Annotated in this window: 27 protein-coding genes and 1 pseudogene; 21 read left to right on the top strand and 7 right to left on the bottom strand. The window is 38.2% G+C overall.

Annotated elements, in window-relative coordinates:
• Positions 1 to 3: 3 nt before the first annotated feature.
• The 19 genes and pseudogenes from hslU to F3G76_RS00365 all read left to right on the top strand — a co-directional run bounded on the left by hslU (position 4) and on the right by F3G76_RS00365 (position 19,084).
• Positions 4 to 1,326, top strand: coding sequence for an ATP-dependent protease ATPase subunit HslU (hslU, locus tag F3G76_RS00455; protein WP_149705616.1), 1,323 nt, complete (start codon positions 4 to 6; stop codon positions 1,324 to 1,326).
• Positions 1,323 to 2,192: a GTPase Era gene (era, locus tag F3G76_RS00450; protein WP_021086219.1), complete on the top strand. Its 870-nt coding sequence runs from the start codon at positions 1,323 to 1,325 to the stop codon at positions 2,190 to 2,192. The genes hslU and era overlap by 4 nt, the downstream gene beginning before the upstream one ends.
• Positions 2,193 to 2,252: 60 nt before the next feature.
• Positions 2,253 to 3,773 (top strand): PilN family protein, encoded by a 1,521-nt coding sequence (locus F3G76_RS00445; protein WP_012001743.1) that lies wholly within the window; start codon positions 2,253 to 2,255, stop codon positions 3,771 to 3,773.
• Complete coding sequence (locus F3G76_RS00440) at positions 3,770 to 4,417, top strand: hypothetical protein (RefSeq protein WP_012001744.1); 648 nt, start codon at positions 3,770 to 3,772, stop codon at positions 4,415 to 4,417. The genes F3G76_RS00445 and F3G76_RS00440 overlap by 4 nt, the downstream gene beginning before the upstream one ends.
• Positions 4,417 to 4,827: a hypothetical protein gene (locus F3G76_RS00435; protein ID WP_149705615.1), complete on the top strand. Its 411-nt coding sequence runs from the start codon at positions 4,417 to 4,419 to the stop codon at positions 4,825 to 4,827. Before F3G76_RS00440 ends, F3G76_RS00435 begins: the two co-directional genes overlap by 1 nt.
• Positions 4,805 to 6,331, top strand: coding sequence for a pilus (MSHA type) biogenesis protein MshL (gene mshL / locus F3G76_RS00430; RefSeq protein WP_149705614.1), 1,527 nt, complete (start codon positions 4,805 to 4,807; stop codon positions 6,329 to 6,331). The genes F3G76_RS00435 and mshL overlap by 23 nt, the downstream gene beginning before the upstream one ends.
• Positions 6,324 to 7,151 (top strand): ATP-binding protein, encoded by an 828-nt coding sequence (locus tag F3G76_RS00425; RefSeq protein WP_103558079.1) that lies wholly within the window; start codon positions 6,324 to 6,326, stop codon positions 7,149 to 7,151. The genes mshL and F3G76_RS00425 overlap by 8 nt, the downstream gene beginning before the upstream one ends.
• Positions 7,144 to 8,019, top strand: a complete 876-nt coding sequence (locus F3G76_RS00420; protein ID WP_149705613.1) for a CDC27 family protein — start codon at positions 7,144 to 7,146, stop codon at positions 8,017 to 8,019. Before F3G76_RS00425 ends, F3G76_RS00420 begins: the two co-directional genes overlap by 8 nt.
• Positions 8,016 to 8,555, top strand: coding sequence for a hypothetical protein (locus F3G76_RS00415; RefSeq protein ID WP_009293846.1), 540 nt, complete (start codon positions 8,016 to 8,018; stop codon positions 8,553 to 8,555). The genes F3G76_RS00420 and F3G76_RS00415 overlap by 4 nt, the downstream gene beginning before the upstream one ends.
• Entirely contained in the window at positions 8,555 to 10,306 is a 1,752-nt protein-coding gene (locus F3G76_RS00410; protein ID WP_103558076.1) for a GspE/PulE family protein, read from the top strand. Before F3G76_RS00415 ends, F3G76_RS00410 begins: the two co-directional genes overlap by 1 nt.
• Complete coding sequence (locus tag F3G76_RS00405) at positions 10,303 to 11,538, top strand: type II secretion system F family protein (protein WP_149705612.1); 1,236 nt, start codon at positions 10,303 to 10,305, stop codon at positions 11,536 to 11,538. The genes F3G76_RS00410 and F3G76_RS00405 overlap by 4 nt, the downstream gene beginning before the upstream one ends.
• 27 nt (positions 11,539 to 11,565) lie before the next feature.
• Entirely contained in the window at positions 11,566 to 12,066 is a 501-nt protein-coding gene (locus F3G76_RS00400) for a PAS domain-containing protein (RefSeq protein ID WP_012001752.1), read from the top strand.
• Positions 12,067 to 12,604: 538 nt separating this feature from the next.
• Positions 12,605 to 13,324 (top strand): annotated as a pseudogene (locus F3G76_RS11205) (methyl-accepting chemotaxis protein); the annotation flags it as partial.
• 181 nt (positions 13,325 to 13,505) lie between these two features.
• Positions 13,506 to 15,611: a TonB-dependent receptor domain-containing protein gene (locus tag F3G76_RS00390; protein ID WP_188116261.1), complete on the top strand. Its 2,106-nt coding sequence runs from the start codon at positions 13,506 to 13,508 to the stop codon at positions 15,609 to 15,611.
• Positions 15,605 to 16,432 (top strand): alpha/beta hydrolase, encoded by an 828-nt coding sequence (locus tag F3G76_RS00385; RefSeq protein ID WP_148823090.1) that lies wholly within the window; start codon positions 15,605 to 15,607, stop codon positions 16,430 to 16,432. Before F3G76_RS00390 ends, F3G76_RS00385 begins: the two co-directional genes overlap by 7 nt.
• 33 nt (positions 16,433 to 16,465) lie before the next feature.
• Positions 16,466 to 16,711 carry an RNA-binding S4 domain-containing protein gene (locus F3G76_RS00380; protein WP_103603933.1) on the top strand — a complete coding sequence of 82 codons (246 nt, stop codon included), beginning with the start codon at positions 16,466 to 16,468 and terminating at the stop codon, positions 16,709 to 16,711.
• Positions 16,711 to 17,109 carry a tRNA (adenosine(37)-N6)-threonylcarbamoyltransferase complex ATPase subunit type 1 TsaE gene (gene tsaE / locus F3G76_RS00375; protein WP_148823091.1) on the top strand — a complete coding sequence of 133 codons (399 nt, stop codon included), beginning with the start codon at positions 16,711 to 16,713 and terminating at the stop codon, positions 17,107 to 17,109. The genes F3G76_RS00380 and tsaE overlap by 1 nt, the downstream gene beginning before the upstream one ends.
• Positions 17,102 to 17,830 (top strand): LPS export ABC transporter ATP-binding protein, encoded by a 729-nt coding sequence (gene lptB, locus F3G76_RS00370; protein ID WP_149705610.1) that lies wholly within the window; start codon positions 17,102 to 17,104, stop codon positions 17,828 to 17,830. Before tsaE ends, lptB begins: the two co-directional genes overlap by 8 nt.
• A 3-nt stretch (positions 17,831 to 17,833) precedes the next feature.
• Complete coding sequence (locus F3G76_RS00365; RefSeq protein WP_223227408.1) at positions 17,834 to 19,084, top strand: RNA polymerase factor sigma-54; 1,251 nt, start codon at positions 17,834 to 17,836, stop codon at positions 19,082 to 19,084.
• On the opposite strand, the gene F3G76_RS00360 is transcribed toward F3G76_RS00365, so the two are convergent.
• Positions 19,085 to 19,843, bottom strand: coding sequence for a hypothetical protein (locus F3G76_RS00360; RefSeq protein ID WP_149705608.1), 759 nt, complete (start codon positions 19,841 to 19,843; stop codon positions 19,085 to 19,087).
• Between the two features lie 115 nt (positions 19,844 to 19,958).
• Between F3G76_RS00360 and F3G76_RS00355 the strand changes: the two genes are divergently transcribed.
• Positions 19,959 to 20,693, top strand: a complete 735-nt coding sequence (locus F3G76_RS00355; protein ID WP_149705607.1) for an imidazole glycerol phosphate synthase — start codon at positions 19,959 to 19,961, stop codon at positions 20,691 to 20,693.
• On the opposite strand, the gene murG is transcribed toward F3G76_RS00355, so the two are convergent.
• Both murG and F3G76_RS00345 read right to left on the bottom strand, forming a co-directional pair.
• A complete protein-coding gene (gene murG / locus F3G76_RS00350) occupies positions 20,685 to 21,707 on the bottom strand; it encodes an undecaprenyldiphospho-muramoylpentapeptide beta-N-acetylglucosaminyltransferase (protein WP_149705606.1) in 1,023 nt (340 codons plus the stop codon). The two genes, F3G76_RS00355 and murG, sit on opposite strands and share 9 nt — an antisense overlap.
• Entirely contained in the window at positions 21,704 to 22,864 is a 1,161-nt protein-coding gene (locus F3G76_RS00345; protein ID WP_009293817.1) for an FtsW/RodA/SpoVE family cell cycle protein, read from the bottom strand. Before F3G76_RS00345 ends, murG begins: the two co-directional genes overlap by 4 nt.
• Positions 22,865 to 22,956: 92 nt before the next feature.
• Here F3G76_RS00345 and murI point away from each other — a divergent pair, with 92 nt between their 5' ends.
• On the top strand, positions 22,957 to 23,745 hold the full coding sequence (gene murI, locus F3G76_RS00340; RefSeq protein ID WP_149705605.1) for a glutamate racemase: 789 nt from the start codon (positions 22,957 to 22,959) through the stop codon (positions 23,743 to 23,745).
• A gap of 70 nt (positions 23,746 to 23,815) precedes the next feature.
• Here the strand turns inward: murI and F3G76_RS00335 are convergent, their stop codons facing one another.
• From F3G76_RS00335 to F3G76_RS00320, 4 genes are all read right to left on the bottom strand, one after another.
• On the bottom strand, positions 23,816 to 24,406 hold the full coding sequence (locus tag F3G76_RS00335; RefSeq protein WP_149705604.1) for a DedA family protein: 591 nt from the start codon (positions 24,404 to 24,406) through the stop codon (positions 23,816 to 23,818).
• 139 nt (positions 24,407 to 24,545) lie between these two features.
• Positions 24,546 to 25,325 (bottom strand): MetQ/NlpA family ABC transporter substrate-binding protein, encoded by a 780-nt coding sequence (locus F3G76_RS00330; RefSeq protein ID WP_149705603.1) that lies wholly within the window; start codon positions 25,323 to 25,325, stop codon positions 24,546 to 24,548.
• 76 nt (positions 25,326 to 25,401) lie between these two features.
• Positions 25,402 to 26,184, bottom strand: a complete 783-nt coding sequence (locus F3G76_RS00325) for a MetQ/NlpA family ABC transporter substrate-binding protein (protein ID WP_149705602.1) — start codon at positions 26,182 to 26,184, stop codon at positions 25,402 to 25,404.
• Positions 26,185 to 26,444: 260 nt separating this feature from the next.
• Positions 26,445 to 26,780 carry an ArsR/SmtB family transcription factor gene (locus tag F3G76_RS00320; RefSeq protein WP_103599125.1) on the bottom strand — a complete coding sequence of 112 codons (336 nt, stop codon included), beginning with the start codon at positions 26,778 to 26,780 and terminating at the stop codon, positions 26,445 to 26,447.
• Positions 26,781 to 26,844: the final 64 nt, after the last annotated feature.

The raw sequence follows: 26,844 nt of genomic DNA, 5'->3' as shown, positions 1-26,844 counted from the left end.
AAAATGAACTTAACACCAAAAGAAATTGTTAAATTTTTAGATGACTATGTGATCGGTCAAAAGGACGCCAAAAAGATCATAGCGATCGCACTTCGCAACCGCTACCGCCGTATGAAGCTTGAAAAGAGCTTGCAAGATGACATCATGCCAAAAAATATCTTGATGATCGGCTCAACTGGCGTTGGTAAAACCGAGATCGCAAGGCGCCTTTCAAAGATGATGGGGCTGCCATTTATCAAGGTAGAAGCTAGCAAATATACTGAGGTTGGCTTTGTTGGTCGTGACGTTGAAAGTATGGTAAGAGACCTTGCTATGGCGTCATATAATCTCGTTAAAAACGAGCAAAGCGAGAAAAATCAAGATAAAATCAACGCCTACATCGAAGAAAAGATCGTTTCAAAGCTACTTCCGCCACTTCCAAAAGGTGCAAGCGAAGAGAAGCAAGCAGAGTACGCTAAAAGCTATGACAAGATGCTAAATAGGTTAAGAAACGGTGAGCTTGACGAGCTAAGCATCGAGATAGAGGTGCAGCAAAACCCACTTGAAGCTGGCTCAAATGTGCCACCTGATATGGCGCAGATGCAAGAGAGCTTTATAAAGATAATTGGCATCGGTGGCAAAAATATCAAAAAAGAGATGAAGGTAAAAGACGCTAAAAAAGCCCTTCAAAGTGAAGCAAATGATAAAATTTTAGATCTTGAGAGCGTAAAAACTGAGGCTTTAAGAAGAGCTGAAAACGAGGGCATTATCTTTATAGACGAGATCGATAAGGTTGCCGTTGGCTCAGGTAGCTCAAACAGGCAAGACCCAAGCAAAGAGGGCGTGCAAAGAGACTTGCTACCTATCGTTGAGGGCTCAAATGTAAATACCAAATTTGGAAATTTAAAGACAGATCACATTTTGTTTATCGCAGCTGGCGCCTTTCACATAAGCAAACCAAGTGATCTTATCCCAGAGCTTCAAGGCCGTTTCCCACTAAGGGTCGAGCTTGATAGCCTTGATGAGGATGCGCTTTATCAAATTTTAACACAGCCAAAAAATTCGCTTTTAAAACAATATATCGCGCTTCTTTCAACTGAAAACGTCGAGCTAGAATTTGATGATGAAGCGATAAAAGAGATAGCAAGGATCGCTCACGCAGCAAATGAAAAGATGGAAGATATCGGCGCTAGACGTCTTCACACGGTGATCGAGCGCGTGATAGAAGATATCAGCTTTGAGGCTAGCGAAAAGAGCGGCGAGAAGATAAATGTGACAAAAGAGCTTGTAAAAGAGCGCCTAAAAGACGTGGTTGAGGATCAAGATCTAGCGAGGTATATACTTTGAAATCAGGCTTTGTTAGCATCATAGGACGCACAAATGCTGGCAAAAGCTCGTTTTTAAATGCCTTATTGAACGAAAAGATCGCCATTGTCTCGCACAAGCAAAATGCAACTCGCAGAAAGATAAATGGCATCGTGATGAATGGCGAAGATCAGATCATCTTTACCGACACGCCAGGACTTCACGAGAGCAACAAGGCGATAAATCAACTGTTAATCAGCCAAGCTATAAAATCGATGGGAGACTGCGATCTCATCGTATTTTTAGCGCCTATTCATGATGACACAAGCGACTATGAGAAATTTCTAGCTCTAAATCCAGAAAAACCGCATATCTTAGTGCTAACAAAAGTCGATGAGAGCTCAAATGCAAAAGTGCTTGAAAAGATCACACAGTATCAGAAATTTCAAGATAAATTTGCAGCTTTGCTTACTTTTAGCACCAAGCAGCCTACATATAAAAAGCCGCTTCTTGATGAAATTTGCAAGCTTTTGCCAGAGCATGAGTACTTTTATGATCCAGAATTTCTTACGCCGACAAACGAGAAGGAAATTTTTAGAGAATTTATACTTGAAGCGATCTATGAAAATTTAAGCGACGAGATACCATATCTTAGTGATGCGATCATAAAAAGCGTAAAAGAAAAAACAGGTATAACTGAAATTTATGCGAGCATCATCACAGAGCGTGACATCCATAAAAGTATGATCATCGGAAAAAATGGTGAAACTATTAAACGAATAGGAATTTTTGCAAGAAAGTTAATACAAAATTTAACCAACACAAAGGTCTTTCTAAAGCTCGATGTAGTCGTTAAAAAAGGCTGGAGCAAAGAAGAAAAGAGCCTAAATCAGATAATCGGCTATTGATTTTTTATTTTAAAGATATTAAAATACCCAACATAAGCGTTTAGGAAGGTTTTTTGATTCATGATGAATATTAAAAAAAATAGTGAAATTTCTATAGTTGCACTAGATCCGTATGACTATAAAGGATTTCGTTATCACAACAGCAATGTAGAAGCTTTTAACTTTTCAAAAACAGTCAATAAACGCGACTTTTTCATCTCATACATAAAATTTAAAGACTTAAAAACAACAACTATTTTTATCCCTAGAAGCGTTGATAACGACACCCTTTACGAGGAGCTTTATTCAAAGGTCTATGCAGAGCTTTCACTAGATCCTGCGCTTGATAATAAGATATTTTTCTCAGAAGGCTCTACAAAAGCTCAAGAGAGAATTTTTACTGTTTTTGCTATCACAAATGAAGATATAAATTCGACATTTAAAGCAGTTGCAAAAAAGGTCCCATATATCGACTACCTTGCGCCTGAGCCTTTGATCTACTCTGCTATTTATAAAAAAGGCTTGCTTCCTAGCACTCAAGCAGACTGCTTTATCGCGCTTAGAAAAGATGAATCATTTTTAAGTATATATTTAGATGGTGATTTTTTTACAGCTAGAGAAATCCGCTATAACCTAAACTATCTTAAAGATAAATTCTTAGAGCAAAGTGGCGATCGCTTGAGTGATGAAAAATTTATCGAAGTTTTGTCTCAAAGAGGACTTGTAAATAAAGATGATGATGGCTTTAACTACGATCTAAACACAGTTTTTGAAGATTATATTTTTTATTTTAACGATATATTAAATATTATAAATAGCCAAAATGGCATATCTATAAAGAAAATTTACATAGATTGTGACTATGAGATCAAAAATTTTGCAAATTTCATCTCAACTAAACTTGGTTTGGATGCCGAGTATATAAACATAAAAGTTGCAATAAATAATAAAAACTATACTATCAACGAGCGTTATAACGTTATGGCTTTATATGGTAGATTTTATACCAAAGAGCCATTTTATGAGAACTTTAACCTCTCAAATATGCTTCGCCCAGATCCATTTGTTAAAAGAAAAAGTGGTAAATTCTTGCTCACTTGCGCTGCGGCATTTGTGTTAAGTATGTTATATCCAGCTTACAACTACATAGCTGGTCTTGTTTTAGAAAAAGATAGCGCAAGGCTAAATGACGAATATAGCGTCCTAAACGCACAAGAGATGCAGATAAAAGAGACGCTAGCTAAAATTTCAAGAGAACAAGAGGCGGTAAAAGAACAGACTCAAAAAGAGAATGAAAAGCTAAATTTCAGAAAAGGTCTGCTTGCTGAGATCGAAAATAAAAAAGATAATTACGCCATGAAGGGTTTAAATCTTTTTAAAATTACCGATATTTTAAATCTAAACGCAGTTCATATCACAAACATCGTAAATAACGATAGAAATTTGACCATAACTGCAGTTAGCGATAATGAAAAAAGGATAACCCAGTTGATCAAAGATATCAGCAAAGATGAAAAATACTTGGTAAATACTAAAAAAATTCGCTCTGATGACGCTAAACACGAGTATGAAAGTAATATAAGCATAGAGATTAGACAATGAGACAAGATATTTTAAGCAAAATAGATCAATACTTTGATAGCAAAAAGCCAAACGAAACAAACCTTATTTTTCTTGGCTCAGCGCTTATCATAGCTTATCTTGTCTATATGCTATGCTTTGATCCTGCGCAAAATTTCTTTGATGAAAAGCTTGATAAACATACGAGAATTTCTACAAAGCTAGAAAACACCAGAAACTATCTAGCCTCAGTAAGCTCTCCTGATGGCGATAGAAATTTTAAGATAAATGAAGAAAATAGAAATTTAAGCAATCTAAAACTACGCTACACGAATATTTTGAAATTTAATACCTATTTTGATTCAAAGCTTAAAGAGCTTTCTTTTTTGCTTTTTGACAATCAAAACTGGGCAAACTATATAGATAGTATCGTGCTTTTGGCAAAGCAAAATAATATAAAAATTTTAGAGCTTAAAAGCGATATAAAAGAGCCAAATTTCCAAAAGATAGAGCAAATTTTAAATATAGATGTCACTTGTCTTGGAAATTTTAAAGATATGCTTAGCTATATAAACGGACTTGAAGAGTCAAAACTTGTAGTAGATCTTCACAAAATGGATATAAATTCCACTCAAAAAGATCTAGGAGCTAAGCTCTCTATCTCAGTGTGGGGTATGAAGTACTGATGAAAAAATTTGGTTTATTTTTAATTTTATCTCTTTGTCTATTTGGCAGTGAGTTTGAAGGCGAGATGAAAAACTATGATGAAGTTTTTGTTAAGATAAAAGAGCAAAGAAAAGGGCTTAATGGAAGTGAAATTTCTAGCTTACAAGATCCTTTTAAGCTAAATTTGCCAGTTGCTCCAAAAGGCGATCAAAACACTACAAAATACTCTTCTGCAAGGGGGTTTATGCTAAAGGCCATTTTGCTAAATAAAGCAAATATAAATGGCAAGTGGTATAAAGTGGGAGATATGATTGATGATTACAATATCACAAGTGTTCAAGGCAGCAAGGTTATCATCGTAAAAGATGATGAGAAACAAGAACTAACTCTTAAAAATGGAAGTAAAAATGTTGGTATCAAAATTAAGTAAATTTATTATAACTGTGGCGTTAGCTTCATTTTTAGCTACCCCTATAATGGCAAAACCAAGCACATGCTTGAGTAAAAATTTTAGTATGAAGATCACAGACGATATAAGCCTTGGCGATGTTTTAAACCAGCTCTCTGAAATGTGTGATTTTAGTATCGTTGCAAAAGATGCTTATAGCAAAAAGGAGCTTGATGATAAAGTCTTTGGCGTAAATATAAGAAACATGAGCCTAAGCGAGGTCTTTGATCTGCTTTTAAACGAGAAAAATTTAAGCTATGAGTTTTCAAATAATGTCTTAAAAATCTCATCGCTTCAAACAAAAATTTTTAAAATAGACTATATTACCTCTATCCGTGAGGGCACAGCTATCACAAAAGCTTCAGTTGATGCCTCTCCGTCAGAGGTTGGTAATAGCTCAAGCAGTGATACTAGCTCAAACGACATAAAAAATGAAAACAACTTAATAAGAACAACTGAGAAATTTGACTTTTGGGAGAAGCTTGATGCTGAGCTAAAAGCTATCTTGAATAATAGCAGCGAGCACATCACAGCGCCAGATCCTATCATAAACCAAAATGCTGGACTTATCACGGTTACAGCGACCCCATCACAGCTAAAACGCGTTGAAAAATATATAGCGGAGATGCAAAGAAGACTTAAAAAACAAGTCATCATCGATGTTTCTATCATCGCAGTTGATCTAAATAATGAGTATAAGCAAGGTGTTGATTGGAGTAAATTTGAGCTTGGATTTAACTCATATATAGGCAACCAAGGCTCTAGCACCGGCTCAAGTGCAAGCTGGACAAACAAGGGCAACAGCTTAAGCGATGGCTTTGGTCGCACACTAAATATCGCTGCAAATTTAAACTTTAGCCTTGATGGTATGATAAATTTCCTTGAAACAAATGGTAAAACAAAGGTTGTTTCAAGTCCAAAAGTAACCACTCTAAACAACCAACAAGCGCTAATCTCTGTGGGCGATAATATAAACTACCGCGTGATGGAAGAGACAGATAATGGTAACAACAATAACAATAACAACAGGCTTACAACAACTTATAAGCAATACTCTGTATTTATCGGTATCTTGTTAAATTTGCTTCCAGAAGTCTCAGATAACAACAAGATCATGCTTCGCATAAACCCAAGCTTAAGCAGCTTTAAGTATGCAGAAGATGACACAAGATCACAAAATACAGCCATTAGAGAGATTGCCCCTGATACAGTTCAGAAAAAACTCTCAACCGTAGTTCAGGTAAATAGCGGCGATACGATCATACTTGGCGGACTTATCGGACAGACCAAAGATAAGCAAAACACAGCTGTGCCACTTCTAGCCGACATACCTTTAATAGGAAGCGTCTTTAAAAGCACAAGAGATGGCGTAAGAACTACTGAGCTTATCTTTGTCATCACGCCAAGAGTTGTTGATCTTGAAGATCCAAAACCAGTTCAGCAGTCGCTAAAAGATCTAGGATTTTCTAAATCGATCTATGAGTAACGAAAATATTTATACGCATATAAAAGATGTTTTCATAGATGAAGACGAGAGTTTAAATTTCGTAAATTTAGACAACTCTATAAGCTGCTACAACAAGATAGTTTTAGCTCTAAAAAAGCCACTAAAGCTCATCTTGTTTTATGGTAAGCCAGGTAGCGGCAAGACCTTTTTGCTAAACAAGATCGCAAATGATCTAAAAGAAGATAAAAGTCTCATCTTTTTCCCGCATCCATTTTTTAGCGAGGCGACATTTATCGAGGCACTTTGTGAGCAAATTTATGGAAAAAAGCTTGAAGATATAAACAACTTTGAGAGCTTTATAAAATTTTATTCAAAAGACTTTAGCAGTAAAGATGAAATTTTAAAAAATCAAATGACGGTTATCCTAGATGAAGCGCAGCTCTATCCGACTGAGCTTATCGAGAAGATAAGGCTTATGGCTGACACTAGGATGTTTAAATTTCTCTTTACGATACATAAAACTGAAAATGAAGATATTTTGGCGAAAGATTATTTTCAGACTAGAATTTGGGAGAGCATCGAGCTAAGTAGTGCTGATGTAAATGAGATCATCATCTACTTGCAAAGAAAGCTTAGTCAAAAAAACTATGATAAATACCTTAAATTTGACAAAAAAGACTACGAATGCGCCTACTCATTTTGCGGTGGAAATTTAAGAACGCTAAACAAGATCATGTATAAATTCTATGAAATTTGCGAATACTACGAGCAGTATCAGCCTTCAAAGCTTAGCGGTGATAAGGCAAATATCATGATACTCACCATGGCTGCACTTGATGCGGGGCTAATCGATGCTTGAACCACAAGAAATTCAAAGACTAGAAAAGCTTTATGAGAGCTACAAGAAAAAAAATGGTGGCTTTTTGCATAAAATTTTTAATGCCAAAAACTCTAAAATTTTAATCATCGAGCTTTTGCTTATCATCATTTTGTTGGCTGCGTTAATAGTGCTAAGTTTAGAAAAAGCTCCAAGTCTTGCTAATAAAAGTGATAAAGTTTTAGCCAAAAATGCAACCACAGTAAAAATGGTAGAAAAAAATGAGACAAATGTAAGCGTTCTTAGTGAGCTAAAGCAAAAGAGTGAGGTTGCTAAGGCTAAATTTGAAGAGGGTAAAAAGCAAGACGAGCTAGCTGACAAGATAGCTAAAAAGCTTGAAGAGGTTGTAAAGATAAACGAGACAAACGATACTTCAAAAAATGACCCAAAAAGGCAAAGAAGCTCACAAGGTTGGCTTAAGCTAAACATCCCTGATGAAGAGCCACTTACCGAGCAAAATGGTATAAATGGCATAAGCGTGCCACAAGATGAAGTGATAGATCTTGAGTCAAAGCCAGCCAGAAAGCGTGTAAATATACAAGTAACTTCAGCATCAAATGAAGAGAGCGTGCTAAGAGAACAATTTTTAAAGACAAATAATCCAACTATTGCGCTCGAGCTTGCTAGATTAAATTTTAGAAATAATAATTTCAAAGAAGCTATAAAGTGGTCGCTTGCTGCGAACGATATAGATAATAGCCTAGAGGAGTCGTGGATCATCTTTGCAAAGTCAAAATATAAGCTAAAACAAAGCGATGATGCCGTCAAAGCTCTAAGGGAGTATAATAAAAACTTAAACAAAGCTTCGATAAATGAGCTTATAAATAAGATAAAAAGTGGAACATTATGAAATTTTTTGTTATTTTTTTGGTTTTTGTTTGTGAAGTTTTTGCTGTTAGTCTAACCGAGATAAGGGATGACTTTAACAGCGCAAACTATGCAAAAGTCTGCAACCAAAAGGTTGAGGAATTTTTAAAAACACAAAATAACGAAGAGCAAATTTCTATGTTTGGCATCGCTTGCATAAAGATGAACGATCTAAACAGGCTAGCAACTCCGATCGATAAGCTAGTAAAGAGCGAAAAATCAAGAGAAAATGCTGCCTATTTTGCTGACATCTTATTTAAGAAAAAGCTCTTATTTCACGCTATGATAGATGGCGTTGATATAAGCTATATCAGGCTTCCAAAGAGTGATTATATACTTTCATTTTTGTTTGATAAATTTGTAAAAAAAGAGTATGTCGAAGAGCTTGGCACATTTATCTTTGAAGAGCCAAATTCTGACACAAGGTATGAGATCAGTCCGACAAATGGACAAATACCAAAGCTAGTGCTTAAAATTTTTAAAAATAACGACCTGAAATCACAAATAGAGTATAGATAATGAAAAATGTAGAAAATGTAATCTTAAAAAATATAGAACAAAACGGCAAACTAAGCACATCAGATATAGAAAAGATAAAGCAGATAAGCGAGCAAGAAGGCAAAGGCCTTGTTAAAATTTTAAGAGATGAAAATTTACTAAATGACGATGACTTTATGGAAATTTTGTCTGATATTTATAGGAGAGGGCATGTAAATATCGATGAAATTTCAAACGACCTTGAGCTTGATATCAAGGCTTTTGTTAAATTTATAAGCGAGAAATTTAAGGTTTTATACTTTGATCTTGATGATATCGACATCGACTACCGCATCAGCGAAAAGCTAAGCACCGCTCAGCTAAAGACATATAGCGCGATCCCAGTAAAAGAAGATGAGATAAGCGTATATGTCGCTTTTAAAAATCCATTTGACGTTATGGCTCAAGATAAGGTGCAAAATTTATTTAATAGAAAACTACTAAAAGTTGCCATCGCTCAGCCAACTCAGATAGAAAAATATATAAGCAAGCTAGCACTAAATGAGAGCATAAAAGATGTGATAACAGAGATCAGAAGAGAGCTTTCAAGCTCGGCTAGCCAAGGTCAAAACAGTGAAAACTCTGGAATTTTAAAGCTAATCGAGATCATCTTAAAAACATCTATCCAAAGCAGAGCCAGCGACATCCACATCGAGCCAACCGAGACAAACTGCATCGTAAGAAGCAGGATCGATGGCATGCTAAGTGAGACATTTATATTTGATAAAGATATCTATCCGCCGATGGTTAGCCGTATGAAGCTACTTTCAAATATGGATATCGCAGAGCGCCGCCGCCCACAAGATGGTAGATTTTCTGCTCAAATTTTAGACAAAGAGTATGATTTTCGTATCTCGACGCTACCTATCTTAAACGGCGAAAGTATAGTTTTAAGAATTTTGGATAAGTCAAAGGTCATTATAAATTTAGAAGATCTTGGCATGCATCCAGATAACTTCGCTAAATTTAAAAAGAGTATGAAAGCGCCTTATGGCATCATCCTAGTTACCGGCCCAACAGGATCAGGTAAGACTACGACGCTTTATGGTGCGCTAAATGATATAAAAAGCGTAAAAACTAAGATCATCACAGTTGAAGATCCGGTCGAATACCAGCTAAATATGATCCAACAAGTGCATGTCAATGAAAAGGCTGGTCTTACCTTTGTCTCAGCACTTCGCTCTATCTTGAGGCAAGATCCAGATGTCATAATGATAGGTGAGATCAGGGATCAAGAGACGCTCCGCATAGCGATACAAGCGGCACTTACTGGTCACCTTGTCTTTTCTACGCTTCACACAAATGATGCCATTAGCGCACTTCCTCGTATGATAGATATGGGCATCGAGCCTTATCTAGTAAGTGGCGCGCTCGTTTGCATAGAGGCTCAAAGGCTTGTTAGAAAGCTCTGCCCACACTGCAAACAAAAGATCACTCTATCTCAAAAGGCATTTGACGAGGTTAAGAAATTTGTCCCTGAAAACTACCAGTTTTATAAAAGCGTCGGATGTCCGCAATGCTCACAAACAGGATACTTAGGACGTGAGATGATAAGTGAAATTTTACCTATTAGTGACCATATAGCAAGTATGGTTGCAAATGGTGCTTCTAAAGATGAGCTTAAAAGCGTAGCTTACGAAGAGGGCTTTATAGATATGTTTCATGATGGTGTCATAAGGGCGGCAAATGGCATAACCACGCTTGAAGAAGTTTATAGGGTTGCTAAGATATGAAATACTTTGAGGTTGAGTACATCCAAAACGGCAAACGCCACAAGATGAGCCTAAGAGCGAACAATAAAAGCGAGATCAAAGATAAAGCAAATGTTACTGGCATGATCGTCAAGATCAAAGAGACGCAAACTTCTAGCATAAATAACTTTGAAAATTTACAAAACGTGATCGCAAAGGCTTTTACTAATCCAAAGGTGAAAATCCCAAATTTAGTAGCCACCATAAGGCAGCTTAGCGTTATGACAAATGCTGGAATTTCTATCCACGATAGTATTAAAGAGGTTGCAAACTCCACCGAGGATAAGCGCCTTAAATTTATATTTCAAACTATAGATGAGGAGCTAAATCAAGGCTCAAGCCTCACAAATAGTATAGAAAATTTTAAAGAAGAGCTTGGCGACGTGACGCTTGCGATGATAAGACTAGGGGAAAGCACTGGTAATATGGCTGACGCGCTTGCAAAGCTTGCCTCTATCTTGCAAGAGGTCTGGGACAATCAGCAAAAATTTAAAAAAGCTATCCGCTATCCGGTAACAGTCATTTGTGCGATCATCATAGCCTTTGTCATCCTTATGATACTTGTTGTGCCACAGTTTAGAGAAATTTTCGAGCAGTTAAATGCAGAGCTACCACTGCCAACTAAAATTTTGCTAAATATCGAATACGTCATGACAAACTACGGCTTTTATATCCTTGGAGCACTTGCATTTATCGGATATTTGCTTAGAAAATACTACCTTGATAGTGAAGAATTTCAAGATAAGGTCGATAAATACCTTTTGAAAGTCTATCTCATCGGTAAGATCATATTTTATTCAAATATGAGCAGGTTTAACCTCATCTTTACAGAGCTTGTTCGAGCTGGTTTGCCTATAGCAGATGCCCTTGATACGGCTGTGATAACGGTCTCAAACAAGGATATCAAAAAGAAGCTAAGTGGCGTTAAGATACTTGTTGGTAGGGGCGTTAGCCTAACGGAGGCCTTTAGAGATACAAATTTATATGAAAATATGCTCATACAGATGATAAGCGCTGGCGAGCAAAGCGGTAGCTTGGATGATATGACCGGAAAAGTAACTGACTATTACAGGATGAAATTTAACGATATCATTGATAATATCTCAAACTATATCGAGCCTATCTTGCTTGTTTTTATAGCGGGCATGGTGCTTTTACTGGCTCTTGGTATATTTTTGCCGATGTGGGATCTATCAAAAGCCGTTAAAAACTAAAATAATTAAAATCTTAAAGGAGAGAAGATGTCTGAAAATAAAGAACACATGGTCGAAGAGAGCGCCTTTTTGGTCTCAAAGACCGATCTAAAAGGACGTATTACATATTGTAACGAGCCATTTTTAAAGATAGTTGGAGCAAAGCAAGCTGAAGTCTTGGGTAAGCCTCACAACATCATAAGACACCCAGATATGCCAAGAGCTGTTTTCAAGCTACTTTGGGAGCGCATAAAAAATAAAGAAGAAATTTTTGCTTATGTTAAAAACAAAAGCTTTGATGGTGGATACTACTGGGTCTTTGCAAATATCACAACTTCGCTTGATGTGCAAAATAATCCAGTTGGCTACTACTCAGTTAGACGCAAGCCAAATCCAAAGGCGATTGAGGTGATAGAGCCTATATATCAAAAGTTATTATCGGTAGAAAAGAGCGGTGGCATGGATGCTTCGATGAAATTTTTAACTGAATTTTTAAAAGAAAAAAATATAAGTTATGATGAATTTATAAATAACCTACAAAGGCTATAATATGTTTGGAAAAAAACTTGACTCTATAAATGAAATTTTAAGCGTAGTAGGCTCGGCTAGAAACGGCATCTTAGAGCCTAGGATAGTAAATGTAAAAGAAAATGACCCACTTTATGAAGTAGCACTTGGTATAAATGACTTGCTTGATCAAGTTGAGGCGCTTCAAAGAGAAATTTCAACCTCAATAGACGCTGCTCAAAGCGGACTAACATATAGAAATATCTTTACAGAGGGATTTCGCGGTATATTTAAACAAAATGCCATCTCTATGAGTAATGGCGTAACTGGCATAAAAGATAGTCACAAAAGTAAAGTAAGAGGTCTGCTTTCAAAAGAGCTTGATACACTTGGCAATGGCAACGACGGCATAGAAGATGTTAGAAACGATCTAAATGAGAGTATCAAAAACCTTAGCCAAATGGCACTCATGGCAAAAGATACGGCTAGAATCGCCGAGGATACGACGCAAAGCATCAATGAGCTAAGCGTAAATATGAGCTCGCTTGAGGAGCTGATAGAGGGCTCAAGCCACGCCATAAGCACGCTAAATAGCAGAACAGACGACATCACTTCGGTTGTAAATTTGATAAAAGATATAGCTGAGCAGACAAATTTACTAGCTCTAAACGCAGCCATCGAGGCGGCACGCGCAGGCGAGCATGGACGTGGCTTTGCAGTTGTCGCTGATGAGGTTAGAAAATTAGCTGAAAATACCCAAAAAGCGACACACGAGATCGGCGTAAATATCCAAACACTTCAGCAAGAAGCCAAAGATATAGATGAAAATTCTAAAAAGATAGATGAAATTTCAAAGATCGCCACAGCAAATGTTGAAAATTTCAAACAAACTTTAGCTAGCTTTAATCAAAATGCAAAAGAGACAGCCCAAAGATCAAAATATGTAGAAGACAAGACCTTTGGCATCATCGCAAAGATAGCTATCATCGTCTATAAAGTGGGCGTTTATTCAGACACTGTAAATGAGCAAGGTTACGGCGATGATATAGCAAAAGACGCGGACGATCTTGTAGCGTGGTATGAAAATGAGTGCGCAAAGAGCTTTAGTCACACTAAAATTTACGAAAAATCACGCCATTTAGTGGATGAATTTAACAAAAACATCAAAGCCATATTGACAGAAGCCGGCAAGGGCTATAACGAGAAAAATTTAAAACATTTTGTCACTGAGTTTAGAAAGCTTGAAGATCTTAGCAGAGAGATATTTAACTCATACAACGAAATGGTCGCTTCAAAATAACTTCAAATTTGCTAGACTCGCATTGAGTCTAGCTCCTCTTAGATTGATTTAAATTTTATTTTCATAAATTTTTCTGTATTGTTATTTAAAATTATGATAATTAATATTGTTTTTATGCTTGCTTTGTTAAATTTGCGTTTCGCTTTCATTATCAAAAATTAAATTTAACAAAAGGATATCCGTGAATAGATCAAAATTTATTGCCATTTGCCTTAGTGCTTGTGTGGCAAATTCTCTCTATGCAGTAGAGAAAGATAATAACGAAACCAAGCTAGATGGCGTCGTTGTAAGCGCGAGCGGCTTCTCGCAGCAGATAAAAGAAGCCCCTGCAAGCATAAGCGTAATAAAGGGCGAGGAGCTAACAAAAGATAGCTTTACCTCACTTCACTCAATCGCCCAAAAAGTGCCAGGCGTAAATGTCGTTGGCGGCGAGGATGGTCCAGCTAGTGGCATCTCGATACGCGGCATGGAGAAGTCTCAAACGCTAGTTTTGATTGATGGCAAAAGAGTAAATTCAAGCAGTGCAAACCCAAAGGGCGGAGCAGGGGACATGAACTCAAATTTCATCCCACCAGCCGAGGCGATCGAGCGTATAGAGGTCATCCGTGGCCCTATGAGTTCGCTTTATGGTAGCGACGCAGTTGGTGGTGTGATAAATATCATTACCAAAAAGGACTTTTCAAAATTTAGCGGTAACGTCGGCATCTCAACGATGATAAACACTCACAAAGGCATAGGTGATGGCAGGCAGGGCGACTTTTATCTAAATTTGCCTCTTTATAAGGACCTTTTCGCACTTCAGCTTTGGGGATACAAAAAGCTAAGAGATGAAGACAACTACAAAGGCGGTTATCAAAAGAGTGATAAGAGAAATTTAAGCGCAAAGCTTTGGATCACTCCAGATGAGCACAATAAATTTTTCATCCTTGGCTCAAGTGAAAAACACGACTACTCGCGCACCGTCGGCAAAACAGCCACTATAAAGACAAATAAGGTTTTAAACGCCTATGACTATGAGAAAAAGAGCTATGGAGTGGGCTACCTTGGAGAATTTGATAGCCTAAATGCCGATATCAGCTACATTTATGACCAGACGCAAAGAACGAGCCTTTTTGACAGCCTCATACCTGCAAAAGCTAAAAATCACAACTTCAACTCTAAATTTACAACCTTTTTTGGCGCACACACTCTAACTTTTGGCTATGACTTTAGCAAGCAAAATGTCGGCACGACCTTCATCGTCTCAAACGCTTCAAGAAACGGCTTAAAAGATCCAAAGACCTACTCGATGAGCGAGCATGCGGGATTTATCGAGGATGAGTGGCAAATTTTAGATGAGAAGCTATTTTTAACGCTTGGCTCAAGGCTCACGCACAATGAATTTTTTGGCAACCACCTCTCGCCAAGAGCTTACCTAGTCTATAACGCCACAGATACGCTAAGCTTAAAAGGTGGCGTAGCAACTGGCTATAAAACCCCAGATGTCAATCAAATTTCTCCAGAAGTAGGCACTATCCAAGGTGGCTGGAGGATAGTTGATTTTGGTAATAAAGATCTAAAACCAGAAAAGAGCACGACTTATGAAGTTGGGGCATATTATGACAATCAAGCTGATCTTAGAGGCTCGGTGACGCTTTTTAGAAATGAATTTAAAGATAAAATCCTAGACACCGACGGCAGTAATGTAAATAAAATTCCAGCCTTTGGTCCTTGCCCGCCAAGCGCAAAAATCCCAAGTGTGGGTTGCCCTGGCTGGGGAACTTACTTTAACATTGAGGGTGCAACCGTTTGGGGCGTAGAGCTAAGTGGCGACTATGACATCCTTTCAAACCTAAATTTAAGCTCAAACTACACCTATAATAAGTCAAAGATAAAAACCGGCAACCCAACGATAAACACGCCAAGAGGCCCTATGAAATTTAGCGAGACAGACCTAGCTAGACTTGATGGCAAAAGCCTAACAGCAACGCCAGAGCACACACTTCACGCTACGCTTACATATAAGCCTGTAAAAAGCGTCAAGACATTTTTTGGCGCAAACTACGAGAGCAAGCTAACAAGCGTAAATTTCGGTGCTGGCAACAGAGTAAGAGAGAACACAAAAGACCTACTCACCTTCGATACAGGCGTCAGCTGGGACGCAAACAAGCACCTAACGCTTAGCCTAAATGCCTACAATATCTTTGATAAAGTAAGATACGATGAGGCGTTAGCAGACGACGGCAACTACTACTGGTATCCGCAAGAGGGCAGGAGATTTTGGTTTAAGGTCGCTGCAAAATGGTAAGAGCGTTTAAAATTTTGCTTTTTACGCTTGGTGTGACGCAAATTTTGCACGCAGGACCTAGCCAAACGCCTGAGCCACTTAGCCAAAAAGCTGCTAGTAAATTTGAAATTTCAACCTTTAAAATGAGCGCAAATGATGAAATTTATAAAATTTTCACAGCTAAGCTAAAGGGGCAAAATGAGTTTAAAAATGTGCTTTTCTTGCTTGATGCAAATACCCAGTTTAACATGCTTTTAAATGAATTTGATGGCAAGGCTGCCCCACTAATAATAGGCATAGGATATGACAGCAACAAAAGCTACGAAGTAGAAAAACGCACAAGAGATCTCACGCCAAAGGCAGAGGGCGAGGAGTTTAGCAAAGGTGGTGGCGCAGATGCGTTTTACCACTTTTTAACAAGAAATTTAGTGCCGTTAGTTGATGAGAAATTTAACGTGCAGGGCAGCCAAAAGAGCCTTTATGGACACTCTTTTGGCGGGCTTTTTACGCTTTACGCCTTGCTAAAAAATGATGGCATCTTTTCAAATTTCTTTATCGCTTCGCCATCTCTTTGGTGGGGCGAGTCTGAAATTTTAAAGCAAAATGTGAGCGAGGGTAAATTTAAAGAGAAACTAAAAGCTAAATTTGTCTTTCTTAGCGTTGGCGAGCTTGAAAAGAGAAAGGGCAAGACAGAGAAAGCTGGCATTTTAAAGGCGAGCGATTTGGCTTTGATTTTAAAGCAAAGTGGCGTAAATTCTCACTTTGAGCTTTTTAAAAATGAGACGCACGGCAGCGTCATACCTCTAAATTTAAAAGAGCTTTTAAAATATCTAAAGGATTAAAAATTTAAGGCTATTTTTGTTAAAATCCGCCGCATGAGAGTAGATAAATTTTTAAACGTAGTAAATATCACCAAAAGGCGTGCCGTTAGCGAAGATATGTGCAAAAGCGGCGTTGTGAGCATAAACGGCATGCAGGCAAAAGCGGCAAAAGATGTCAAGATCGGCGACGTGATCACTATCAAATTTCTAGCTCGTGAGGCGAGATATGAGGTGCTAGCGATCCCAACTACAAAAAGCATACCAAAAAGCGCCCAGAGCGAATATGTAAAAGAGCTTTGATGGTTTTTGAGCTTTTAGAAAATGAGCTTGATGAGCTTGTGCGGCTGCTGCCAAAAAGTGGCGTGGTGCTACTAAGTGGCGATCTAGCAAGTGGCAAAACGACTCTTGTAAAGGCGATCATTAAGGCGCATGGCATAGAAGATAGCGTGACGTCGCCCACATTTTCTTTGATGCAAATTTATGGTAAAGATATCTACCACTACGACATCTATCAGATCGGATTTGACGGGATGGCAAAAAATGGCCTTTTTGAAAATTTATTTGAAGAGGGGCTTCATCTAGTAGAGTGGGGCGATGAAAATTTAGAAAAAGCTCTAAAGAAAAACGGCGAGAGCTATACGTTAGTAAAAATTTCTCCTAGCAAAAATGGCAGAAAATACGAGGTTATAAGTGCATAAACTAGAAGTAAAAGATCTAAAAAAGACGATTAAAAAAAGTGAGATCATAAAAGGTATATCTTTAGAGGTAAATAGCGGCGAAGTCGTGGGGCTTCTTGGGCCAAATGGTGCGGGAAAGACGACCACTTTTTATATGATCTGCGGGCTCATCTCGCCAACTAGCGGAGATGTCTTTTTAAACGACGAAAAGATCACAAACGTCCCGCTTCACAAAAGAGCGCACCTTGGTATTGGCTATTTGCCGCAAGAGTCAAGCATATTTAAAGAGCTAAGCGTTGAAGAAAATTTGCTCCTTGGGGCTGAAATTTTAAATCAAAGCAAAGAAGAGATCTCTAAAAGAGTAAATGAGATGCTAAATATGCTAAATATCGAGCCTATCCGCCTAAGAAATGGCGTTAGCCTAAGTGGCGGCGAGCGCAGACGCTGTGAGATCGCTAGAAGTCTCATCATAAAGCCAAAATTTTTGCTGCTTGATGAGCCATTTGCAGGCGTCGATCCTATCGCAGTTAGCGACATCCAAAGCATCGTTAGAGACCTTAAAAAGCTAGGCATCGGCGTTTTGATAACTGACCACAATGTCCGTGAGACGCTAGCCATTTGTGACAGAGCCTACGTCATAAAAGATGGCTCGCTGCTAGCAAGTGGCAGTGCGAGCGAAGTGGCAAACAACAAGCTTGTTAGAACGCACTATCTTGGCGAAGAATTTAAGCTACTTGAGTAGATGATGCTAAGGCAAAAGCAAACTTTAGCGCCAAAGATCAAACTAAACCAAACGCTAAGAAGCTGGCTTCCTATCCTTCAAAGCGGGCTTGATGAGCTAAAAGAGACGCTTGAGCCTTTTATAAAAGAAAACCCATTTGCCACGATCGAGCATAAAAATTTAGAAAAAAGCGAAAAAAAGCGAAATTTTTTCGAGCAGGTTAGCAAAAACTCGGTTAGCGAGAGCATCGAGGCTTTAAGCATATATAAAGAAAGCCTTTATGAAAAGCTCGTTAGCCAGATAAATCCACCACTTTTTCCCACGCAAAAGTCCCAAGATATAGCATATAAGATCATCGAGTGTTTAGATGATGAGGGATATTTTTCTTATGATGATGAAATTTTTACTGGCTTTTGCGAGAGCGAAGTAGAGCGAGTTAGGGCTAGATTTGCCTACCTTGAGCCATGTGGTGTGGGTGCAAAGGATGTGAAAGAGAGCTTTTTATTTCAGCTAAGCGAGGCAGAGGCAAGTGAAGAGATCATAGAGTGCGCAAGAAAGATCATCTTAAATTTTGAAAATATAGAGAAGCTTAGAAAGCTTAAATTCTATGACGACGCGCTAAAAATAATAAAGAAATTTAAAAATCCCCCAGCCATTGAGTATCTTGAAGATGAAAAAGAGGCGGTGCCTGACATCTTCGTGCTAAGCACAAGTAGTGGCATAAGTGTGCAGATAAATGACGACTATTATCCTGAAATTTCTATCGACACCGAGGGACTAGACGAGAAAGAGGCCTTTGTAAGCTCGCGCATAAAAGAGGCTAGCGAGCTCATAGACGCCCTTGAGATGAGAAAGGCGACACTTTATAAGATAGGGCTCATGATAGTTGAGTATCAGTACGACTACTTTTTGGGTGGCGACATAAAGCCTATGAAACTAAAAGACCTAGCAGACGAGCTAGGGCGCAACCCTTCAACCATCTCAAGAGCGATCGCAAACAAATATCTAAGCTCTCCAAGAGGCACGGTCGCACTTAAAAATTTCTTTGCAACTGGCTTTGACGAAGAGACTTCAAACGCCGCGATAAAGGAATTTTTACTAGAGCTTATCAAAAATGAAGATCACAAAAAGCCTCTTTCTGATCTAAAGATCCAAGAGCTCATCCAAGCTAAATTTAACATCCAAATCGTTCGCCGAACCATCACAAAGTACCGCAAAATTCTAAACATCGGTAGCTCAAGCCAGCGAAAAAAGATATATCATATAAACGGCTAGCTACCATTCATTTATGGCAAAAAGAGTGGCTTTATGCATCTGTGTAAAAAGCTCTGCACTAAGCTCATCATATTCTTTGCCTCGTTTTTTATGCTTCGCCCAGCCTGCTGCGTCGTCGTTCCATGAGCCCATACCACCAAAGACATCAGCTGCACTTGCCGCATTAAAAAGAGCCAAATTTAGCTTTGGCATAAGTGGCGCATTTAGGATATTTTGCTCTATCTTTTCTGGCTCGTTTAGCGCTTTTAGCCCCTTTCTAAAGCAATCGCCAAAATTCTCACACTCTATCTCATCTGCAAATTTAGCGATTTTTGTGAGAAGATCCTTAAATTCCAAAGTGTTATCACTAAATTTTTGAATCTCCGGCATGCCATTTAGACTAAATTCTTTATAGACTATATCCCAGCCCTTTTTGTCTTCTTCAAAGCTCCAGTGAGGCACGAGATAGCTCATTTTATCTTTATAAATGCAAAGAATAGACTTGTAGCTTACGTTTGAAAAGCCTTGCAGCGAGCGCTCCTCTGATGTGACGCTCAAATTTGTGGCATATCTCACGTCGCTTAGCCCAAGCTTTAAGGCGTGCTTAAACCACTCATTTATGCTAGCTTGCTCTTTTTTTTCTGGCTCATCACCTAAGATAAAGTCAAAAACTAGGCTTTTTATATATTTTTCGCTTTTGTAGTTTAGCTCTAAATTTGACCTTAGAGCTTGTTTTATTGAGGCTACGATAATGCAAGAGTTAAAAACTTCACCATTCATTTTTGCTCCTTTTTTGAGATATTTTATTAAAAGAAGTATAAATATCTTTTTAAGAATTGCAAGCGAAAACTTCAGTTTTTTATAGTAAAATAGCCAAAAATTTCAAAGAGGCAAAATGGATTTTAATGAGATTGATAAGCTGATAAATACGCTTAAGAAAAACTTGGAAGTTATCGAAAACAACGGCGTTGTCGAGCCTGAGACAAAGATCGATGCGCTTACTTTTAATAAAAATGTCGAAGAGATCAAAAAAAGACTTTACAGCACAACAGATGAGGGCAGTTTTTTTAAAAACGTCTTTAATACTGAAGATTACTACGAAAACATTAGCTCATACCTCGAGCAGACAAACAAAAGCCTATACTACAAGATAGAAAAAGCCGGAGTGAGCCTAAAGACTAATCAAAATTTACAAGAGAGCCTGATAAACATCTCAAACATTATGCAGGTCTTAGTCGCTGAGTATCAGATACAAAACAAAAAAAAGAAGAAGAGTATCTTCTCAAGAAGTGGTGATACAGCGATGATAAGAGGACTACTTGCAGAGCTTATGGAACTACAAAATAGGATGAATAAAATTTTACATCTCGACTCTCAGATCGTCTCAAACGTTGTTTTGGAAAATTTTAAAACTATCTACACATTTTTTTATAACTGCATAAGAGTGGCAAAACAAAGGGGTGATGAGCTACTTTTGGTTGAGATCGCAGGTATCACAGATAGGATCATCGAGATGATAAAGCCAGTGCTTTCAGGCAAGAGCCTAAAGACAAACGAGCTTATCTACCACTACCTTATTTACGAGCTACGAGAGCTAAAAGCCTACGCCATAGGCGAGGATCTAGCTTAAAATTTTATCCATTATCTCTTTTGCCCCATTTGGCAAAAGGATCTCTTTTAGTGCTTTGCTACTTTTGTTTAGATCAAAGCTCTCGATCATTTTTATAACCTCATCTTTGTCTAAATTTTCGCCATTTTGCAGGCAAATTTCAGCTATGCCTTTATCTTTTAGAAATTTAGCGTTATAAAACTGGTGGTTGCCAGCAGCATAAGGAAATGGCACAAAGATAGAAGGCAGGGCATTTGCGCAAAGCTCCCAAAGTGAGCTAGCTCCAGCTCTTGATATGGCAAGATCAGCCTCGCTCATCTTCTTTTCTATCTCTTTGCTAAAGTCAAAAATTTCTAAATTTGCCTCGCTAAATCCAAGCTCATCATATCGCTTTTTAAGCTCATCAAGGGCGTTTTTGCCGCATTGATGAATGATCTTTATCCCTTTTTCTTTAAGATATGGGGCTAAATTTAGAGCTAGCTCATTTATCGCTTTTGCCCCTTGTGAGCCACCTAAAAATAGTATAGTTTTTAGCTCACCTCTTATTCTTTGGCTTTCAAAAAATTTATTTGCCACAGGGTAAGGGCAGGGTGAGAGCTCATCATAAGAGCTAAAAAATCCCTTTGCGTATGGCTTTAAAATTTTATTTAGCTTGCCGGTTACGGCATTTTGCTCGTGGATGAAAAGTGGTGTTTTTGAGATGATGGCTGCTATGGCTGCTGGCGCTGCTGAGTAGCCGCCCACGCTGATGACCGCTTTAACGCCATTTTCTTTAAAAATTTGCCTGCATTTTAAAGCTAGGCTTATGATATTTGTTAGTGATTTTAGCTTTGCTAAGCCTCTTTTATTTACGACGCCACTGCTTGGTAAAAAGAATTTCTTTGCAAATTTATCATCATTTTCAAACCAAAATTTATCCTGACCGCTAGTTGAACCGATGAAGATAGGCTTTATGCCTCGTCTATTTAGCTCCTCGCAAAAGCTTCTAGCGATCGCCAAATGTCCGCCAGTGCCACCACCACAAATAACTATCATAGTTTCGCCTTTTTACTAACCATCAAGACCATGCCGATGCCGATGCATATAGCAAGCACGGAGCTACCGCCATAGCTCAAAAATGGCACAGCGATACCTTTTATCGGAGTGATCGATGTGATGCCGTAGCTATTCATCAAAAATGAAAACGACAAGATAAGCCCAATACCAAGTGAGAATAGGTGATAGACCTTGTTTTCGCTCCTAGCTGAAATTCTAAATATCCTATAAAGTAGAGTGATAAAGATCGCTGTGATGCACAAAATGCCAAAAACGCCGACCTCTTCAGCTATGCCAGCTAGCACAAAGTCCGTATGCACCTCGCTTAAAAAACCAAGCTTAAATATCCCAGCTCCAAGCCCCTCGCCAAAAAACTCGCCGTGTTTAATTGCATTTAGTGAGTGAGAAATTTGATAAGGCTCTGGTGCGTCTGCCACTCTAAGCACGTTTGCCACGCTATCTGGCAAGAAAGAGAGAACCATGTTTTGTATCGTGCCCCACCATGACTTTATACGCAAAATTCTGTGTTCTGAGCTAACTATCGCCACCGTCATGACAAAGGCAGCGCCTAATATACCGATACCAAAGAGCCTAACGCTAGCCCCTGCAAAAAGCGCCATCGTCACAAAAGTAAGTGCCAAAACTACAACCTGACCAAGGTCGTTTTGCATAACGGCGATAAGAAAGATAGCGATACCAAAAAGAATGATATAAGGCAAAAGTATCTTTAGCTCAGCCATCAAAGTTCTCTTGCCATCGCTAAATTTTCTAGTAAAGCTCCACGCCAAAAAATAGACAAAACCGACTTTGAAAAACTCAACTGGCGCAAGCGAAAAGCCAGGCAGCCTAATCCAGCGTCTAGCGCCTCCAGAGTCAGTCACCATCGAAGCTGGCAAGGCGTGCATGAGCCCCATAGCGATGCCACACGAGATAAGCAGTCCAAAGCCTATCCAAACGAGCGCTTTGTCGGGATTGAGCCTTGAGAGCCACCACATGAGAAAAATTCCTATACAGCCGACTGCAAACTGGCGGATGAAAAAGTGAAATTCGTCGTAGTTAAAAAATAAAACTGTAAAAACTGGCAAAGATAGTGAGAAAATGATACTTATGGCGATCAAAGTCGCGCAAAGATAGAAAATAACCTTATCAACTGCCAAAATTTAGCTCCAACTTTAAAATGAGCCAAAGTATAATAAAAAACGGCTTACAAAGATATTATTTGCTATAATTGCAGGCTTTAAGGATGGGAATGAAGATAGGTATATTTGACTCGGGACTTGGCGGACTTAGCGTCTTAAACGAAGCTTTAAGTAGGCTTAGTGAGCATGAATTTTTATATTACGCAGACGTAAAAAATGTCCCATACGGACAAAAGAGCAGGGATGAAATTTTAAAATTTAGCTTTGACGCGGTGAAATTTCTTGTTAAAAATGGCGCAGAAGCTGTCGTGGTAGCTTGTAACACAGCTACAAGCGTGGCGATAAAAGAGCTTAGAGCAAATTTAAGCGTGCCGATCATCGGCATGGAGCCAGCTGTAAAAAAGGCTCACGATCTAAGTCACGATGACGCCCTAAAAACGCTTGTCATAGCTACTCAAGTCACCGTAAATGGCGCAAAACTAAAAGAGCTAATCATAAATTTAAATGCAAAAGATAAAACCGAGCTGCTAGCTCTGCCTCGCCTTGTAAATTTCGCTGAAAAGGCTGAGTTTGAGAGCGAAAACGTGAAGTCATATCTAAAAGAAGAGCTAGGTAAATTTGATCTAAGTAAATTTGACTTTTTGGTGCTTGGCTGCACACATTTTAACTATTTTAAAGATAGCTTAAGAGAAATTTTACCTCAAAATATAAGCATAATAGACGGAAACGAAGGGACGGTAAAGCGCCTCATAAGCGAGCTTAAACTTCAAATTTCAAATGTAAATTTAACTCCAAATATAAAATTTTTCTACTCAGGTAACGAGGTGTACGAGCAAAGTGAGCTAGAGAAAATTTCAAGAAATTTAGCTAGATTAGAAAAAATGAGAGCGATCAGCTAAGTTAAATTTAGCTAAAAATTTGAGCCAAATTTAGCAAAATACACTAAATTTTATGTATTTTTATATGTATTTACCTCTTTCTTTGCTTTACTATATAGATAACACTTATTACCGCAACCACAGTTAAAAGAGCGATCGTGATCGTTAGAAGCGTCTGTTTGTCTGGATTTGAGCCTAGAAAATAGCCAACTCCAAGCAAAACCGCACACCAAATCCCAGCGCCAAGTGTGGTAAATAGGCAAAATCTAAAAATATTCATCTTAGCTAGCCCAGCTGGCAGGCTGATATACTGACGAATTCCAGGGATAAGGCGTGAGTTGAAGGTTGAAATTTCGCCGTGTTTATTAAAAAATGCCTCAAATTTATCCATCTTTTCATGAGTGATGCCCACAAATTTGCCGTATTTTAAGATGATCTCACGTCCAAAAAAGTAGCAAAGATAGTAGTTAAAAATGGCTCCAAGCAAGCTACCAAGCGTGCCCGAGATAAAAGCAAGCGCTAAGCTCATCTCGCCTTTGTGAGCTAGATATCCAGCTGGTATCATCGCCACTTCGCTTGGAAATGGAAAAAACGAGCTCTCTAAAAACATCATCACAAATATACCAGCATATCCCCAACTACTCACGCTTGAGACGATAAAATCAATAATGTCATGTAGCATTTTTACTCCGAAAATTTAATAAAGCGAGCCATTGTAGCAAAGCTTTATTTACTAATAGTAACTAACATGGAGTGATAAAATTTAAATTAAATGGGGTAGTAAAAATTTATAAGGAAGTAGGGCGAAAGCTCGCCCCGTTTTAAAATGCAGGTATAACTTCGCCTTTGTAGCGAGTGATGATGAAATTTTTAGTATCAGGGCTAAGAACCGCATCAACTAAAGCTTTGATCTTAGGGTTGTTCTCGTTGCCAGCTCTTGTGACGATGATGTTTGCATAAGGGCTGTTGGCGTCTTCAAGTAAAAGTGCGTCTTTTGCCACGCTCATGCCAAGATCAAGGACAAAATTTGTGCTAATAGCAGCGATATCGACATCATCAAGCGTCCTTGGGATCTGAGCACCTTCTAGCTCGACAAATTGTAAATTCTTAGGATTTTTAGTTATGTCATTTACAGTTGCAACTTTTACGTTTTTATCGATCTCTATAAGACCAGCTTTTTCTAAAATTCTAAGCGCTCTGTTACCATTTGACGGATCGTAAGCGATCGCCACTTTTGAGCCATCTTTTAGATCTTTGATATCTTTTATCTTTTTAGAGTAAAAGCCAAGTGGCTCAACATGCACGCTCGCAACGCTTACAAGATGCAGGCCTCTAGCCTTGTTTTGCTCCTCAAGATATGGCAAATGTTGAAAGAAATTTGCGTCTAAGCTGCCATCTTCTGTGGCGACATTTGGTATCGAATAATCTGAAATTTCAGAGATAACAAGGTCATAGCCCTTATCTTTTAGCTTTGGTTTTACAAATTCTAAAATTTCAGCGTGTGGCACAGGTGAGACGCCAACAGTGATAGTGTGGTCTTTGTCGGCTGCGTGAAGGCTTAGAGCAACTAAAGATGCGGTTAAAAGTTTGATAAATTTCATTGTTTTTCCTTTTTTGATTTGATTTAAAGCGACGCTAAAAAGGTAAAAGCTTTTACGTCGCTTTTTATAAATTTAATTAAAACGCTGGGATGATAGCGCCGTTATACTTTGTCTCGATAAATTTCTTAACTTCTTGTGAGTTGATAGCTTTATCAAGGGCTTTAGTTTTAGGGCTGTTCTCGTTGCCAGCTTTAACAACTACGTAATTTACGTATGGGCTATCTTTACCCTCGATCACAAGCGCGTCTTTTGTTGGATTTAAATTTGCATTTAGCGCGTAGTTTGTGTTGATAACTGCGATAGTAACGTCATCAAGCGTTCTTGGCACTTGAGCAGCCTCGATCTCTTCAAATTTAAGCTTTTTAGGGTTATCAACTATATCAAGCGGAGTTTTTAGCGGGTTGTCATTTAGTTTGATAAGTCCAGCGCTAGCTACAATGTCAAGTGCGCGGCTCTCGTTTGTTGGATCATTTGGGATAGAGACCACTGCGCCATCTTTTAGTTCTTTGATATCTTTGATCTTTTTAGAATAAACGCCCATTGGCTCGAGATGCACGCCAACTGTTTTTACAAGGTGAGTGCCTTTGTTTTTGTTAAATTCTTCAAGATATGGGATGTGCTGAAAGAAGTTTGCGTCAAGGTCGCCGTCCTCTGTCGCAAGGTTTGGCGTGGTGTAGTCGTTAAATTCTTTGATCTCAAGTGCGTAGCCATCTTTTGCCAAAATAGGCTTTACAACCTCTAAAATTTCAGCATGTGGGATAGGTGTAGCACCGACGATTATTGTTTTTGACTTGTCAGCAGCATTTGCGCTAACGCTAAGGCCTAGGGCAACTAAAGAGGTAAGAAGTAGTTTTTTCATTTATTATCCTTTTTTTAAAATTTGCCAAGCACCAAAAAAGGATAAATTTAAACTAGAAGGTTAAATTTCTTTTTAAGCGCTTAAGCTAGTTCTAAGCACTTAAAAAGAAATTCTGTGCTTAGAGATTAGTCTTTCGACGACGCGTTTTTTAGTAGGCGGCACATCTGGCACATATCTGATTTCATTTTAGATCCTTTCGGTTAAATTAATTTCGCGCATTCTAAATAAATAAACTTTAAAAAAAAATAAATTTTAGAAATTTATCTTAGACTTTTTATGACACCTCTTGCATTTTTTGAGTTTTTGGCTGCTTTTTCCTCTAAAATATTTTTTAAACATTCCAAAAAATTTGGCAAACAGCAAATATCAACCGAGTAAAAAACATTAAGTCCGGACTTCTCGCTTTTTAAAATTCCCCCATTTTTTAATACCCCAAGATGCTTTGAAACCGTTGCTTGTTCTTTATTTAAAAGCTCGCAAATTTCACCTACGCTCATCTTTTTATCACCTAAAACCTCAACTATCCCGATCCTAACAGGATGGGCCAAAACTCTCATAAATTCGCTTTTTAGCGCAAGAATATCAACATATTGCATTTTTATACCTTTTTTATGATTTTAACTTAAAAGAGCTAAATTTATACTTGACTATATTCCTATA

The sequence above is a fragment of the Campylobacter concisus genome, from assembly GCF_902460575.1.
GTDB classification, from domain to species: domain Bacteria; phylum Campylobacterota; class Campylobacteria; order Campylobacterales; family Campylobacteraceae; genus Campylobacter_A; species Campylobacter_A concisus_AW.
Note: the sequence above shows the minus strand (reverse complement) of the source record. Positions and strands in the feature narration are given on the sequence as shown.

What these genes read in the sequence shown, in the direction of transcription:
- F3G76_RS00330 (WP_149705603.1), bottom strand. Translation starts at nt 25,325, where the DNA reads ATGAAATTTATCAAACTTTTAACCGCATCTTTAGTTGCTCTAAGCCTT.
- tsaE (WP_148823091.1), top strand. Translation starts at nt 16,711, where the DNA reads ATGGTTTTTGAGCTTTTAGAAAATGAGCTTGATGAGCTTGTGCGGCTG.
- F3G76_RS00420 (WP_149705613.1), top strand. Translation starts at nt 7,144, where the DNA reads ATGCTTGAACCACAAGAAATTCAAAGACTAGAAAAGCTTTATGAGAGC.
- murG (WP_149705606.1), bottom strand. Translation starts at nt 21,707, where the DNA reads ATGATAGTTATTTGTGGTGGTGGCACTGGCGGACATTTGGCGATCGCT.
- F3G76_RS00400 (WP_012001752.1), top strand. Translation starts at nt 11,566, where the DNA reads ATGTCTGAAAATAAAGAACACATGGTCGAAGAGAGCGCCTTTTTGGTC.
- F3G76_RS00405 (WP_149705612.1), top strand. Translation starts at nt 10,303, where the DNA reads ATGAAATACTTTGAGGTTGAGTACATCCAAAACGGCAAACGCCACAAG.
- mshL (WP_149705614.1), top strand. Translation starts at nt 4,805, where the DNA reads ATGTTGGTATCAAAATTAAGTAAATTTATTATAACTGTGGCGTTAGCT.
- F3G76_RS00360 (WP_149705608.1), bottom strand. Translation starts at nt 19,843, where the DNA reads ATGAATGGTGAAGTTTTTAACTCTTGCATTATCGTAGCCTCAATAAAA.
- murI (WP_149705605.1), top strand. Translation starts at nt 22,957, where the DNA reads ATGAAGATAGGTATATTTGACTCGGGACTTGGCGGACTTAGCGTCTTA.
- F3G76_RS00385 (WP_148823090.1), top strand. Translation starts at nt 15,605, where the DNA reads ATGGTAAGAGCGTTTAAAATTTTGCTTTTTACGCTTGGTGTGACGCAA.
- F3G76_RS00445 (WP_012001743.1), top strand. Translation starts at nt 2,253, where the DNA reads ATGATGAATATTAAAAAAAATAGTGAAATTTCTATAGTTGCACTAGAT.
- F3G76_RS00425 (WP_103558079.1), top strand. Translation starts at nt 6,324, where the DNA reads ATGAGTAACGAAAATATTTATACGCATATAAAAGATGTTTTCATAGAT.
- F3G76_RS00355 (WP_149705607.1), top strand. Translation starts at nt 19,959, where the DNA reads ATGGATTTTAATGAGATTGATAAGCTGATAAATACGCTTAAGAAAAAC.
- F3G76_RS00410 (WP_103558076.1), top strand. Translation starts at nt 8,555, where the DNA reads ATGAAAAATGTAGAAAATGTAATCTTAAAAAATATAGAACAAAACGGC.
- F3G76_RS00440 (WP_012001744.1), top strand. Translation starts at nt 3,770, where the DNA reads ATGAGACAAGATATTTTAAGCAAAATAGATCAATACTTTGATAGCAAA.
- F3G76_RS00365 (WP_223227408.1), top strand. Translation starts at nt 17,834, where the DNA reads ATGCTAAGGCAAAAGCAAACTTTAGCGCCAAAGATCAAACTAAACCAA.
- hslU (WP_149705616.1), top strand. Translation starts at nt 4, where the DNA reads ATGAACTTAACACCAAAAGAAATTGTTAAATTTTTAGATGACTATGTG.
- F3G76_RS00380 (WP_103603933.1), top strand. Translation starts at nt 16,466, where the DNA reads ATGAGAGTAGATAAATTTTTAAACGTAGTAAATATCACCAAAAGGCGT.
- F3G76_RS00325 (WP_149705602.1), bottom strand. Translation starts at nt 26,184, where the DNA reads ATGAAAAAACTACTTCTTACCTCTTTAGTTGCCCTAGGCCTTAGCGTT.
- F3G76_RS00435 (WP_149705615.1), top strand. Translation starts at nt 4,417, where the DNA reads ATGAAAAAATTTGGTTTATTTTTAATTTTATCTCTTTGTCTATTTGGC.
- F3G76_RS00335 (WP_149705604.1), bottom strand. Translation starts at nt 24,406, where the DNA reads ATGCTACATGACATTATTGATTTTATCGTCTCAAGCGTGAGTAGTTGG.
- F3G76_RS00415 (WP_009293846.1), top strand. Translation starts at nt 8,016, where the DNA reads ATGAAATTTTTTGTTATTTTTTTGGTTTTTGTTTGTGAAGTTTTTGCT.
- F3G76_RS00320 (WP_103599125.1), bottom strand. Translation starts at nt 26,780, where the DNA reads ATGCAATATGTTGATATTCTTGCGCTAAAAAGCGAATTTATGAGAGTT.